The 12854-nt window shown below is 62.4% G+C and carries 7 protein-coding genes; 3 read left to right on the top strand and 4 right to left on the bottom strand.

The genetic code is table 11. The features are described from left to right. The first annotated feature begins 298 nt into the window (after positions 1-298). Positions 299-2617: a TonB-dependent siderophore receptor gene (locus ACF8E5_RS05605; protein WP_392475007.1), complete on the top strand. Its 2319-nt coding sequence runs from the start codon at positions 299-301 to the stop codon at positions 2615-2617. A gap of 51 nt (positions 2618-2668) precedes the next feature. Here ACF8E5_RS05605 and ACF8E5_RS05600 read toward each other — a convergent pair whose 3' ends face one another. Then, entirely contained in the window at positions 2669-7003 is a 4335-nt protein-coding gene (locus ACF8E5_RS05600; RefSeq protein WP_392475006.1) for an NEL-type E3 ubiquitin ligase domain-containing protein, read from the bottom strand. 223 nt (positions 7004-7226) lie between these two features. Here ACF8E5_RS05600 and nhaA point away from each other — a divergent pair, with 223 nt between their 5' ends. Together nhaA and ACF8E5_RS05590 are read left to right on the top strand one after the other, a co-directional pair. Then, positions 7227-8561: a Na+/H+ antiporter NhaA gene (gene nhaA / locus ACF8E5_RS05595; RefSeq protein WP_058637239.1), complete on the top strand. Its 1335-nt coding sequence runs from the start codon at positions 7227-7229 to the stop codon at positions 8559-8561. A gap of 157 nt (positions 8562-8718) precedes the next feature. Then, positions 8719-9576, top strand: a complete 858-nt coding sequence (locus ACF8E5_RS05590) for an SDR family oxidoreductase (RefSeq protein WP_392475005.1) — start codon at positions 8719-8721, stop codon at positions 9574-9576. A gap of 39 nt (positions 9577-9615) precedes the next feature. On the opposite strand, the gene ACF8E5_RS05585 is transcribed toward ACF8E5_RS05590, so the two are convergent. The 3 genes from ACF8E5_RS05585 to ercA all read right to left on the bottom strand — a co-directional run bounded on the left by ACF8E5_RS05585 (position 9616) and on the right by ercA (position 12853). Next, positions 9616-9756 (bottom strand): hypothetical protein, encoded by a 141-nt coding sequence (locus ACF8E5_RS05585; RefSeq protein WP_167340226.1) that lies wholly within the window; start codon positions 9754-9756, stop codon positions 9616-9618. Positions 9757-9978: 222 nt separating this feature from the next. Continuing rightward, on the bottom strand, positions 9979-11706 hold the full coding sequence (locus ACF8E5_RS05580) for a NahK/ErcS family hybrid sensor histidine kinase/response regulator (protein ID WP_392475004.1): 1728 nt from the start codon (positions 11704-11706) through the stop codon (positions 9979-9981). Further along, positions 11690-12853 carry an alcohol dehydrogenase-like regulatory protein ErcA gene (ercA, locus tag ACF8E5_RS05575; RefSeq protein ID WP_325943759.1) on the bottom strand — a complete coding sequence of 388 codons (1164 nt, stop codon included), beginning with the start codon at positions 12851-12853 and terminating at the stop codon, positions 11690-11692. The genes ACF8E5_RS05580 and ercA overlap by 17 nt, the downstream gene beginning before the upstream one ends. Between the last annotated feature and the right edge of the window lies 1 nt (position 12854).

Below are 12854 nucleotides of genomic sequence, written 5' to 3'. Positions count from 1 at the left end.
AAAGCAACAGCAACGGCAACGGCAACGGCAACGGCAACGGCAACGGCAACGGCAAGTTGTATGGGACGATTTTAGTATCGCCCTGGCCATGGCTCATCCTCTGCCAGCCCTAGTGAATCGTCGTGCTCGTTCGTTCAAGTAAAAAAGCGGCGGATAAGCCGCGATCACGCCTAGGACGAACGGACACGCCATGACACTTCGCAACCCGTCAATTCCCCTTGCCCAGATGTTACGCCTAACCTTGCTAGGCATTGCTCTCTGGCCTCTTGCTCACCAGCCCGCCCTGGCAGCTGATCAGGTGCAGACGATCTCCTTCGACATCGCCCCCGGCCCACTCGGCAGCATACTGAACGAATACGCCCAGCGCGCCGCCATCTCGATATCGTTCGAGCGTACCGCCCTCGCCGGCCTTCGTTCAAACGGCCTGCAAGGACGCTATGGCGTATGGGAAGGTCTAAATCACCTGTTGCAAGGCACTGGCCTGCGCCTTGGTCGCGACGCTAACGGTGGCTACCTTGTGCTTGCCCCTGCCCCGGGCACCAGCGGGGCAATGGAACTGACCGCCCTGAGCATTTCCGGCAAGGCCCCCGGTGCCCTCACCGAAGGCTCGGGCGCGTACACCACCGACTCGTCCAGCAGCTCTACGCGCCTGAACCTGTCACTCAAGGAAACCCCACAATCGATCACGGTCCTGACGCGCCAGCGCCTGGACGACCAGAAGCTCGATACCCTCACCGACGCACTGGACGCTACCACCGGCATCACCGTCATTCGCGAAAGCCTTGGGGCCGACAGCACGGCGTACTTGTCCCGGGGCTTTGCCATCCGCAACTTCGAGATCGACGGCGTCCCCACGTCGGCGAACATGGACAACTACACCCAGAACACAGCCATGTACGACCGGGTGGAAATCGTGCGCGGCGCCACAGGCTTGATCAGCGGCATGGGCAACCCATCGGCCACCATCAACCTGATCCGCAAACGCCCCACCGTTGATCCTCAAGTGCAGTTGAGCGCAGAGGCCGGAAGCTGGGACCGCTACGGCCTGGGCGTTGACGTGAGCGGCGCGCTCGATGAAAGCGGCAGGCTGCGTGGCCGCCTGGTGGCCGATCACAAGGACCAGCACGCCTGGATCGACCGCTTTGACCAACAGCTCTCGACCCTGTATGGCATCACCGAACTGGACCTGGGCGACGAGACCCTGCTGACGGTGGGCCTCAGCCATCAGGTCACCCACAGTACCGCCCCCATTCGCACTGGCTTCCCGCTGTTCACCACGGACGGGGCGCGCACGCATTTCTCCCGCTCGTTCAATACCGCGCCAGACTGGAGCTATTACGACCGGCAGCAAAGTACCCTCTTCACCTCGCTAGAACATCAGTTCGCCAACGGCTGGAGCGGCAAGGTGGAGTACAGCCATGCGCGCAACGACTACGACACCGTGATCGCCTACGTCGATGGCGAAATCGACCCAGCAACCGGTGCCGGGGCTACGATCAACCCGACCCGCTGGAAGGCCGCGCCCACCCAGCACAGCCTGGACGCCTACCTCACCGGCGCCTTCGATGCCCTGGGGCGCGAACACGAAGTGATCGGCGGCGTGACCCTGTCACGGACCGAGGAAAGAGGCACATCCAACTTCGGCGGCTGGCAGAGTGCTCGAACGGGCTACGACGACACCATCGACAACATTTTCAACTGGAACGGATCGTCCCCCAAGCCGGTGTTCACCCAAATCGGCACTACCGACATGACCGAAACCCAGTACGCAGGCTACCTGACCTCGCGGCTGCACCTGAGCGATGCCGCCAGGCTGATCCTCGGGGCACGCGTGGTCGACTGGAACAGGGTGAACAAGAGCGCGCTCTATACCGGCTCGCGTCAACGTACCGAGCGGACCGAGAACGGTGTAGTGATCCCCTATGCTGGGCTGGTCTATGACCTGAACGATACCTGGGCTGCCTACGCCAGCTACACGCAAATCTTCAACCCGCAAGGTAACCAGATTCGCGATGTCAAGGGCTCGCCCCTCGACCCGCAAGAAGGCACAGGCTACGAAGTGGGGTTGAAAGCCGATCTGCTCGACAAACGCCTGACCGCAAGCCTGGCCCTGTTCCGGGTGGAGCAGGACAACCTGGCACTCGCCGATGGGCGCTTGCTGCAGCCCAACGGGTTTCAGGCGTATCGCGCCGAGAGCGGCACCACCAGCGAAGGTGTAGAGCTTGAGCTCAACGGTGAGCTGGCCGAAGGCTGGCAGGTCATGGCGGGCTATTCCTACAACGTCAGCTTCGATACCAACGACCAGCGCATCGTTACCGAGATTCCGCGCAATAGCGTGAAGCTGTTCACCACGTACCGCCTGCCGGGCGAGCTGGACAAATGGACTGTCGGCGGCGGGATCAACTGGCAAAGCGAAACGGGCTATGCCCTGAGCTACGCCACCACCCAGAGCAGTTATGCGCTGGTCAACCTGATGACGCGCTATCAGGTGACGCCGCAGCTATCAGCCAGCGTGAACGTCAGCAACCTGTTCGACAGACACTACTTGACGACCACGGCAGGCGGGATCTACGGCGCCCCACGCAACGTCATGACGACGCTGCGCTACAACTTCTGAGGCCCATACCCGTCGGCGGATGAGCGGGCCCGTCAATGACGGGCCGCGTAGTTATGCCAACTCTCCCTCCCAGGGATGCTCCGACAGCAGCCGCAAGGTCAGCGACAGTGTCAGCTGACGCTCGGACGCGCTGCGCTCATCGGCCAGGTTACCCACGGCCTCGAGGATCTGCTGCTCGGTCATACCTTCCTGGCCCTGCAAAAGCCCCTCGAGCCGGACGTGATAGGGCTGGTTCAGCGTCTCGTATTCGCCTGAATACGAAGTTCGCAGAAAATCGATCCAGAACGTGCGCTGCAGCAGCGAGTCTGCAATCCGCGCATTGCTTTCTGCCAGCAGAATGCTGCGCGCGGCGTCACGCAGATGCACATCGTTGACGTCGGAAAATACCCGGTGATACATGTAGCGCGACTGAGCCGGCAGCCCCAACGGCCGGACCAATCCGGCCCGGTACGCTAGGTGTATCTCCACTTCATCGATCAGGCCGTAGGGGTTGGTGGCCCTTTCCCTGGCAATGTGTTGGGCTGCAACGCGGTCCACCTCGTCCAGGCGATAGAGCTCGCGACCAATGCGCACCAGCGCAGGCGCCGTGTCTGCGGCGGCAAGCCCTGCGGTGCGAGTCGTGACCAGTGCACGTACCTCGAACAGGCTAAGCATCAGCAGCATCTGATCAGCACAGGTGCGCGGCCCTGCTGCCTGCTGGAAGACAGCTTCACGGACTTGCGAGTTTTCAACGCAAACCTCGATCAACGCCCAGATGCGCCTGCGCAGATCAATGCCTTGAAAGTGATAATCGTTCGAGCGCCCGAGGTCGTTGAAGAACCGCATCAGGTCATCGCTGCCAGGTTCGTCGGCCAGCGCCTTCCAGTGCTCGGAGCGGAGCACACGCTCCTCAGGGCTGGAGTCAGCCAACCACCGTTCGAGGGATTCCTGCCCGCCAGGGCCATGACGGCGCAGGGGCAAGGCCGTTGCACCCGCATCGCCCAAGGTGCCGCGCAGCTCGGTCTGGGTTGGTTCGGGAACAGGGTTGTCATGCAGGCTGAGCCCGGCCAGCCGCCGGTGGGAGTGAGCAAGGGTTGGGCTCATGTCCGCAATGCGGTTATCGCGAAGATCGATTTCTTCCAAGGCAGGATGCATGTAAACCTCGACCGGCAGCTCAGCCAGGCCCGTGTCACGCAGGTGTAGCCGCTGTAGATCCAGCAGCCGTCCCAAAGGTGGCAGTTGGCCGATCGGGTTGTGCGACAGGTCAAGGGTGCGCAACCGGGTCAATGCACTGAGCCTTGCCAGGCCTGCGTCGTCGATAACGATCTGGTTGCGCGTCAGGCGCAGCTCGGTGAGCTGGGTCAGTGCCTGGACGCCCTCTGGAACACTGCTCAGCAAGTTGTGGCTCAGATCCAGGGTGCGCACATTAGGGAATCGCTCGAGAAACCCCTCGGTGATGTTCGACAAATGGGCGCGGCGCAGCGTCAAGTGCGTAACGTGATCGAATATAGCGTGCGCAGGCAGCACTGGCAGGCTGTCAATGCGTTCGCTGTCGATGACCAGGCGGTACTCGCCGTCGACGTCAGGTCGCTTGCGCCGCCAGCACTGGCGGATGCGACGGGCAATCTGTCGACGGCGCTCGGGCAGCGGTGCCGTAGTCGCTTCCCGGCGCCAGGCAGTCAGATTGTCACCCAGATCCACAAGGCATTGCTGCAAGGTACGCAGGTGATCCCATGGTTGCTGACCCTGCAAACGTACCCGCTCAAGATACACTTCGATGTCCATCTCGCTGAGTGTCGGAAAGATCTGCTGGTAGCCCTGAAGCATGGCTCGCCGCGACCCTTCCGGACGACCACTGAGCGCATAGCCAATGCGACCATCGCCAAGACGCATCGGGGGCCTGGATTTACCGGGCGGCGCCATGCCCAAGAGCTGCGCAGCCTGCACTCGGTCAGCAAAAGCATGGTCTGCAAGCGCATTGGCAAGCTTGGCTGGCGTGGCCGAGACTGCCCCCATATCTGCGCGTTGTGATGGATCAAGGGTGCGCAGAAGTGCGTGAAAAAAACCGTCATCAACGACGGCACCGGGCAGAGCGCGTCCTGTGTGATCGGCTGCCAGATAGCCCTGTTTCGTAAGGATAAGAAAACGCGTCTCAGACGCCGCTGTAGCGCCCACGCTGGCCCGTACGTCGCCGTCTGGCTTCGTCTCGCGCACTTCCACCCTGATTGACGAATCCCAAGGCCAGCTGGCGTCCAGCAAACCCAAAGCCAACTGCTCGGTGTCTCTGTTCACGGCGTTCGTCTGCTCGAAACCGGCGCACGCGCGGTCCAGGCGAGCGTCATGCAAAGCCCATCGGGCTCGCTCGGCCAGCGCAAGCGGGACTTTGTGCTGTTCCAGCAGTTGTTTGCGTTCACCATCGCCGGCAGTGGCGAGCAACTCTCGGCCTGCCCGGGTGGAAAGCGTAGGAAAGTCCCGGTGCAGCGGGCCTGCTGCCCGCTCAGGGACCGTCTGTACAGCCCGCCAGTGAGCTTCGAATGCTTGCCCACGTAGCCGCGCAAACGCGTCATGCAACTCATAGCGCTGCACGGCATCACACAACCGCGCTGGTGCGGGTGCATTTTCCAGGTGCAGGCGTCGCAGGGAGGCTTCGTTCATGCCTACGCTACGCAGTACTGCTCGCGCAGCCGATTGCCCGACCAGAGCAAGATTCGAACCTAGACGTCTCATTAGCACATGCGCTTCATGCCACTCCTGAGGGCGCTCAAGCGCATGTCGCATACCGCCTGTACCATTGTCCTCCAGGCCGATAGTGGGTGCGTGGTCACGCTCGGGATGCTCGATGGCGAGTCGCTGACCACTTGCCTCGAGTCGGTAAGCACTGCTGTCGATACCTACATGGAGGCGGTCATGCAACAGGCCACGCTGCCCCTGTGCCAGGTGCATGTCCGGTACCGCATAACCCGGCAGATCGACGCGGGCCAAGCGGTGTTCGCCGGCGCGCGACAGTACGGGGACGAGTTCATCTATCACACGCTCCCGCGCCACTGCATTCCCGGCCGCCCCAGCCGCTGCGCTCACCCCGATCATGACCACATTCTGCGCCACAGACACCAGGTGACTGAGCGCTGCCTCCCGATCGCCCAGCGTCCAATCATGATAACCCTCGATTACCTCATCGGTGATCTGACGTGCTGCCAGCGCAAGTAATGGCAGCCCGAGTTCCGGTACGAAAAAACTCGCCAGCCCCAGCAAGTCAATGCCCAGTCCGTGGAGGAAATGTGTGCGTCGGTCGCGCGCACTGCTATCTACGGAGCCATTGGGCACGGCCAGCACCTGAGCATTATCAAGTACGGTATCTACTTGCACTTCACGCAGATACCGGATCAAGTCGCCCTGAATGGCTTGGTGTCGCCCGTCCAGTGCGATTGGCTCTTGGGCAGCCGTGCTGGCCAGCAAGTGCTTGAAACCCTTTACAAAGTGCAGTCGGTCGCGCTCTTTGACAAAGCGTTGGAAGAACTGCCGGTAGGCAGGTTCACGCAAACGCATACCCAAGCTGCGGAACAAGTCCGACCACGAAGCAAAGGTAGCGATGGCACCATGCGGATCGTCCGGTACCCACAGAAGCAGGCCCTGCGCCGTGGAGGAGCCGTGATCAGTCTGCGGTTCGAATACCGTGATGCCAGTGATGACCCGACCCAGCAGCCGAAGCTCGCTGAACGTACCCAGCGACTTTTCGCCTTTCCCTTCAACGGCGCCGCTCAGGTAGTCCAGGAGTTGCCCGGCAACGACACCTTGCACACGCGCCAGCTCAGTTGCAGCCAGCAGGCTAGTGCGCCAACCTTCTTCGAGCACGGCGTTAACGTGACGTCGGCGGCTATCGTCGGCGAACAGCACGTGCTTGAGGTGTTGCTGATAAGTAGCGCCCAGATCCAGGGATCGACAGACCCCCGCGAATGCACGGGGACGCAAGGCAATCATATTCCCATCGGCGTCCACCAGGTCCGATTTCGGCAACCAGGCTACTTCAGCAGTCTCACGTCTATCGAAATTATGCAACGCACAGACTAGCAACGGTTGCACCAAGGTCGTCGGGACCACGTGATCAGGCACGGTGCCGAGACCGGATGGGTAACGCACATGCACCGCGCGGCGCAGCTTGGCGGTACGAACGTCTACCGGACGATGCAGAAGTTTCTCCAATGCGGCCTCCAGCAGCGTGCTGGCGAACGTATCGAGCGGCTTTATGCCGGCGAATACGGCTTGAACCTGCTCGCGGGCGCGCTGCTGGGCGCTTAGTGCCTGGTGCAGGATCTTGATCTGCTCAACCGTAGCGCTCGTCATCCAAGGCGGTAATCGATTGGCGATGAATGTATCAACGGAGTCATCGGGGAAGGGCTGGTTGGTCATGTAGCACCTGCACGTAGTAAAACCGAAAGTGAGCCAGCTCCGGCAGCCAGCCCCGAGGTAATTATCTAGAGCCATCGAAACAGCAGCGGTGTTCCACGCAACTGCACGTCCCCTGAAACGGTCATTTGCGCTACAATCGCGCCCGGGTGCTAGCTGCTTGGGGCAGTGACGCAGGTTAAAAAAGCTACGCAGGTCGGGCCGCCATGCGGGAGTCATTGCGCCTATGCAAAACACCAAGGTCCCCAAAGCACAGCAACTGGCCGAGCGTGCGCTGGCCAGCCTCGAACGTTTCCTGCACATCGAAGCCGTCAGTGGTGTGGTACTGCTGATCGCCGCCATCGCCGCCCTGATCTGGGCCAATTCCCCGGCCGCCGCCAGCTACGACGCCCTCTGGCACACACCAATCACGCTGGGTATCGGCTCGCTGGTCTATTCCCAGTCCCTGCATTTCTGGATCAATGATGGCCTGATGACGATCTTCTTCCTGGTGGTCGGGATGGAGATCCGCCGCGAGATCCATGAAGGTGCCCTTTCCAGCCTGCGCCAGGCGTCCTTGCCCATGCTGGCAGCCATGGGTGGGGTAGCCGTGCCTGCCATGGTCTACCTGGGCTTCGGCCATGCGCCTAGCGAGCAGCAAGGCTGGGCGGTGCCGACAGCCACCGATATCGCGTTCGCGGTCGGCGTCTTGGCGCTGCTGGGCAAGTCGATCCCGTCGAACATTCGCGTCTTTCTGCTGGCACTGGCGATCATCGACGACATCATCGCGGTGCTGATCATCGCCGTGTTCTACTCCGGTGGCCTGGACTACCTGGGCTTTGCCGTCGCGGCAGCGGGCCTGCTGCTGGTCCTGATCATGCAGCGCATCGGCGTGGGCTCGGCCTTTGCCTATGTCATCCCAGGCGCGATCACATGGGTGGGTGTGCTGATGACCGGTGCCCACCCTACCCTGGCAGGCGTCGTCCTGGGGCTGATGACCCCCGTCACCAGCCGCCCTATGTGGGAACGTCCTGTAGAGGCCGTATCGCGCCTGAGCGAAGAAGTGGTCGGCCGGGCCAAAGCCGCGACCCAGGACGCCAGCCAATTGCTTACGCCACTCAAGCACCTGCGGGTGGCGCAACGTGAAGTGCTGCCGCCGGTGTTGCGTGTGCAGAGTGCGCTGCACCCTTGGGTGGCATTCGGCATCATGCCGCTGTTCGCCTTGGCCAATGCCGGGGTGAGCCTGTCGGGCGTCAACCTGGACAGCGAAACACCGCGCTGGGTGATGGAGTCGGTGATGGCGGCGTTGGTCATCGGCAAACCGGTAGGCATCGTCGGCATCAGCTGGCTGATGGTGCGCTTGGGGCTCTGCTCGTTGCCGCCAGGGGTCAACTGGAGCGGCATCACCTTGATCGGGCTGCTGGCAGGTATCGGCTTCACCATGTCCATCTTCATTGCCAACCTGGCGTTCGCCAGCCCTGCGGCGCTGGGTGCGGCCAAGTTGGGCGTGCTGGCAGGTTCGGTGGTTGCGGCCTCGCTGGGCCTGGCATGGGGCGCATGGCGCGTGCGCGGTAAACACTGATAGCGTCCAAGCTGTTTCCCCATGCTCAAGCGCATGGGGAAACACGCTGAGGGGTTGCCCACGGCCGCTCGTCGTCCCAATCGTCGATCCAAGTCAACCCAGGGCAACGGGACCTTTCGAACAGGTACGAGCATTCTCAACTGCAGGAGCTTCTACCATGCGCGACTACCCTACCCCACCCTTCCCCTCTCAGCCCCAGACCGTACCCGGCTCCCAGCCGAAAATGGACCCGGTACCGGACTGCGGCGAGCAGACCTACGTCGGCCATGGCCGGCTCGAAGGCAAGAAGGCGCTGATCACCGGCGGCGACAGCGGCATCGGCCGCGCGGTGGCCATCGCCTATGCCCGTGAAGGCGCCGATGTCGCCATCTCCTACCTGGATGAACACGAAGACGCCGAAGAGACCAAGCGCTGGGTGGAGGCAGCCGGGCGCAAGTGCCTACTGCTGCCAGGCGATCTGGCGCAGAAGCAGCAATGCCACGCGATCGTGGAGAAGACCGTGGCCGAGTTCGGCCGCATCGACATTCTGGTGAACAATGCCGCCTTCCAGATGGCCCACGAAACGTTCGAGGAAATCGAGGACGAGGAATGGGTAAAGACCTTCGACACCAACATCACGGCCATCTTCCGCATCTGCAAGGCCGCCCTGCCGTCCATGCCCAAAGGCAGCTCGATCATCAACACCAGCTCGGTCAACTCCGATGATCCGTCTTCATCGCTGCTGGCCTACGCGGCGACCAAAGGCGCCATTGCCAACTTCTCTGCAGGGCTGGCGCAACTGCTGGCCAAAAAGGGCGTGCGCGTCAACAGCGTTGCGCCAGGCCCGATCTGGACGCCGTTGATCCCCGCAACCATGCCCGACGAAGCCGTCAAGAATTTCGGCTCCAGCTACCCCATGGGCCGCCCTGGCCAACCGGTGGAAGTGGCGCCGATCTACGTACTGCTGGGTTCGGACGAAGCCAGCTACATCAGTGGCTCGCGCTATGCGGTCACAGGCGGCAAGCCCATTCTCTGACTGACGCGGGGCTCTGCACGACAGAGCCCCTGCGCCACCTCACGGCATCAGGATCGCCTGGGCGCGATCGATAGAAGGCACTGGCATGCTATCCCTGCTCACCATGAGCCACTGACGCATGCGAGCAGTGTCGAATATCTGGCCTTCTTCCATCATCGTCAGAATCAATGCCTGGGACATTCGGTAACACCCACACTGGGCGCACTGGCGCTGCTCCCATCCGCCGGCACATTCGATGGACTCTGCTTGTCCTGCGCATATCAGACAGCTCATATAAGCCCCCTTCTTGTTCTTGTTCACCAGAGCGTGGTCCCATGACCTACCCAACCCGGACATGGCCAACTTCCATGAGATATCCGTGCCAATGCTTAAATTCAGTGAAATGCGCTGCCCGATTGTCGGTTAGGTCAGCAGTTGACTCAGCACCGCGCGCAGTTTCCCGGGTTTGACCGGTTTGTTCAGCACCGGCATGCCCAGCGCCTGCAACGCCTGCCTGCCTTCGTCGCTGCGGTCTGCGGTGATGATGACGGCGGGGATCGTGCACCCGAACTGCTCACGCAACCGCTCCACCACGTCGCACCCCAGAATGCCGTGGTCCAAGTGGTAATCTGCCAGGATCAATTCCGGCGGCTGCCCTTGCAGCGCGTCCAAGGCTGCATGCTGATCGATGGCCGTGACGACCTTGCAGCCCCACTGCCCCAACAGGGCGCCCATGCTGTGCAAGATACTCGCCTCGTTGTCCAGCACCAGTAGCCGCCGCCCCGGCAGGGGATCGCCCATGCTCGGCTGCGGTAGCGCCACTGCCGTGGCCGCTGGCAGACAGCTTGCCATCGGTACCTGAATCGTGAACACCGACCCTCGCCCTGGTCGTGAGCGCACCCGTACCGGATGCTCGAGTATCTTGGCGATGCGCTCGACGATCGCCAGGCCCAGCCCAACCCCCTTGCGCTCGGCTGCCCGGCCCACATCCAACTGGTTGAACTCGAGGAAGATCGACTCCAGGCGATCGTCCGGGATACCGCGCCCGGTATCCCACACCTGCAGTTCGAGGTTAGGGCCACGCCGCCGCGCCGCCAACAGCACGCCGCCCTTTGACGTGTAGCGGCAAGCATTGCTCAGAAAGTTACGCAGGATGCGGGTCATCAGCCGCACATCGGTGCCCATGGCAACGTCGGGAATACGTGACCTGAGCTTGAGGCCTGCGGCTTCGGCCACCGATTCGAACTCGGACACCAGTGGCGCGAACACGGTGCTCAGGTGGTACACGCCGATGTCCGGCTTCACGGCGGCCTGATCAAGTCGCGAGATGTCCAGCAGGTCGGTCAGCAGGTCTTCGGCCCCTTCCAAGGCCTGATGAGTGCGTTCAACCAGCAGTTGTTCGGCCTGCGCCAGCGGCCGCTCGCGCAGGGTCGAAATCAGCAAGCGGGCGGCATTGAGCGGTTGCAGCAGGTCATGGCTGGCCGCCGCCAGGTATTTGTCCTTGCTGCGGTTGGCCAGCTGTGCGGCGTCCCGGGCCTCGCGCAGGGCCCGGGCAATCTGCTTGCGCTCGGTGATCTGCTGATGCAGGTTGCGGTTGGCTTCGAGCAGTTGATCGGTGCGGTCGGCCACCCGCTGCTCAAGCTCATCGTTGAGTTGCTGCAAGTGCTGCTGCGCCAGCTTGCGCTCGGTGATATCGGCCACGAACCCTTCCACCAAGCCTTCATGCCCAGGTTTGCGCAGCAGGTTCATGAGCACGTCGATGTGGCGGCCATCGCGGCGGCGCAGGCGGGTTTCGTAACCGTGCAGGCTATGCTCGCGGGCCAAGGTCGTGGTGATGGCGTGCAGTTCCTGAGCGCCCCCGACGAAAAGGTTGGCGGCAAGGTCGGTCAGCGAAAACAGTACGGCTTGGGGGTCGTCATAGCCCAGCATCCGCGCCAGGGCCGGGTTGGCGGCGCGCATGCCATCCTGCAGGCTGGCCTGAAAGATCCCGTGAACGGCATGTTCGAACAACCACTTGTAGCGGTTGCGCTCAGCTTCCAGTTCTTCCAGCCGCGCAGCCAGTTCCGGGTAATGACTCTTGCGCGCGGACTGGTCGCCCAGTCCCAGCAGCCCGGCCAGGGCTCGCTGCTGCGCTTCAGAGGGCTTCGCCATAAACAACCTCGACGTCGCGCTGGCTGGAGGCGCGTGGGTTGGTCAGGATGCACGGATCGTCCATCGCGTGCTGCGACAGGAATGGAATATCGCTGGTGCGCACACCGTGCAGCCCAAGGGTTTCATGAAAACCCATGGCGTATTTCAGGGCGATCAGGTGCTCGACCAGGCGCGCGCAAATCTGCCGGTGGTTCAGGCCCCGGCAATCGATGCCCATCACTTCGGCAATCACCTTGAAGCGCTCGGGCGCCGAACTGTAGTTGAAAGCCACCACATGCTCGACCAGCACGGCGTTGCACAAGCCGTGGGGCAGATCCAGGAAGCCGCCGAGGCTGTGCGACATCGCGTGCACGGCGCCGAGGATGGCATTGGAAAAGGCAAGCCCCGCCTGCATGCTGCCCAGCATGACTTTTTCGCGCAGGCTGATGTCGGTCGGATTGTCGATCATCTGCACCAGGTTGCCGTTGATCAGGCGCATGGCCTCAAGGGCATGCGGGTCGGTCAGGGGGCCGTGGCCAGTGGAGACGAACGCCTCGATGGCGTGCACCAGGGCATCGATCCCGGTACAGGCCGACAAGAACGGGTCCATGCTCAGGGTGGTCTGTGGATCGATCAACGACACGTCGGGTACCACCGCCTTGCTGACGATGGAGAACTTCATGCGTTCTTGCTGGTTGGAGATGATCACGAACTGCGACACATCCGCCGAGGTGCCGGCCGTGGTCGGGATCAGGATCAGCGGGGGGCTGGGCACGCGGATCATGTCCACGCCCTCGAACTCAAGGATGCTGCGCCCGTGCGCCACCACGATGCCGATGGCCTTGCCGCAGTCCATCGGGCTGCCCCCGCCGACGGCGACGATGACATCGCAATGGTTTTGCCGGTAGATCTCGGCGCCGAGCATCACCTCCTCGACCCGGGGGTTGGGCGACACCGCGCTGTAGAGGCAATAGTCGATGCCCTGGGCTTGCAGGCTGGCCTCGACGTCGGCCACCCACCCGGCAGCGATCACCCCAGGGTCGCTGACCACCAGCACCTTGCGGGCCCCGAAGGTCTTGGCGTAGTTGGCCACGTTATGCCGGCAGCCGGCACCGAAGATGATTTCAGGCGAAACAAATTTGCGAAGCGGGCTGAAACTCTGGCTCATG

Source organism: Pseudomonas sp. WSY_20 (assembly GCF_043104335.1).
Taxonomy (GTDB): domain Bacteria; phylum Pseudomonadota; class Gammaproteobacteria; order Pseudomonadales; family Pseudomonadaceae; genus Aquipseudomonas; species Aquipseudomonas parafulva_B.
The sequence above is the reverse complement of the archived record's forward strand: the minus strand, read 5'-3'. Positions and strand labels throughout refer to the sequence as shown.

Bases quoted from the DNA above. Each gene is read 5' to 3' on its own strand.
- ACF8E5_RS05590 (WP_392475005.1), top strand. From the start codon at position 8,719: ATGCGCGACTACCCTACCCCACCCTTCCCCTCTCAGCCCCAGACCGTA.
- ACF8E5_RS05600 (WP_392475006.1), bottom strand. From the start codon at position 7,003: ATGACCAACCAGCCCTTCCCCGATGACTCCGTTGATACATTCATCGCC.
- nhaA (WP_058637239.1), top strand. From the start codon at position 7,227: ATGCAAAACACCAAGGTCCCCAAAGCACAGCAACTGGCCGAGCGTGCG.
- ACF8E5_RS05580 (WP_392475004.1), bottom strand. From the start codon at position 11,706: ATGGCGAAGCCCTCTGAAGCGCAGCAGCGAGCCCTGGCCGGGCTGCTG.
- ercA (WP_325943759.1), bottom strand. From the start codon at position 12,853: ATGAGCCAGAGTTTCAGCCCGCTTCGCAAATTTGTTTCGCCTGAAATC.
- ACF8E5_RS05585 (WP_167340226.1), bottom strand. From the start codon at position 9,756: ATGTCCCAGGCATTGATTCTGACGATGATGGAAGAAGGCCAGATATTC.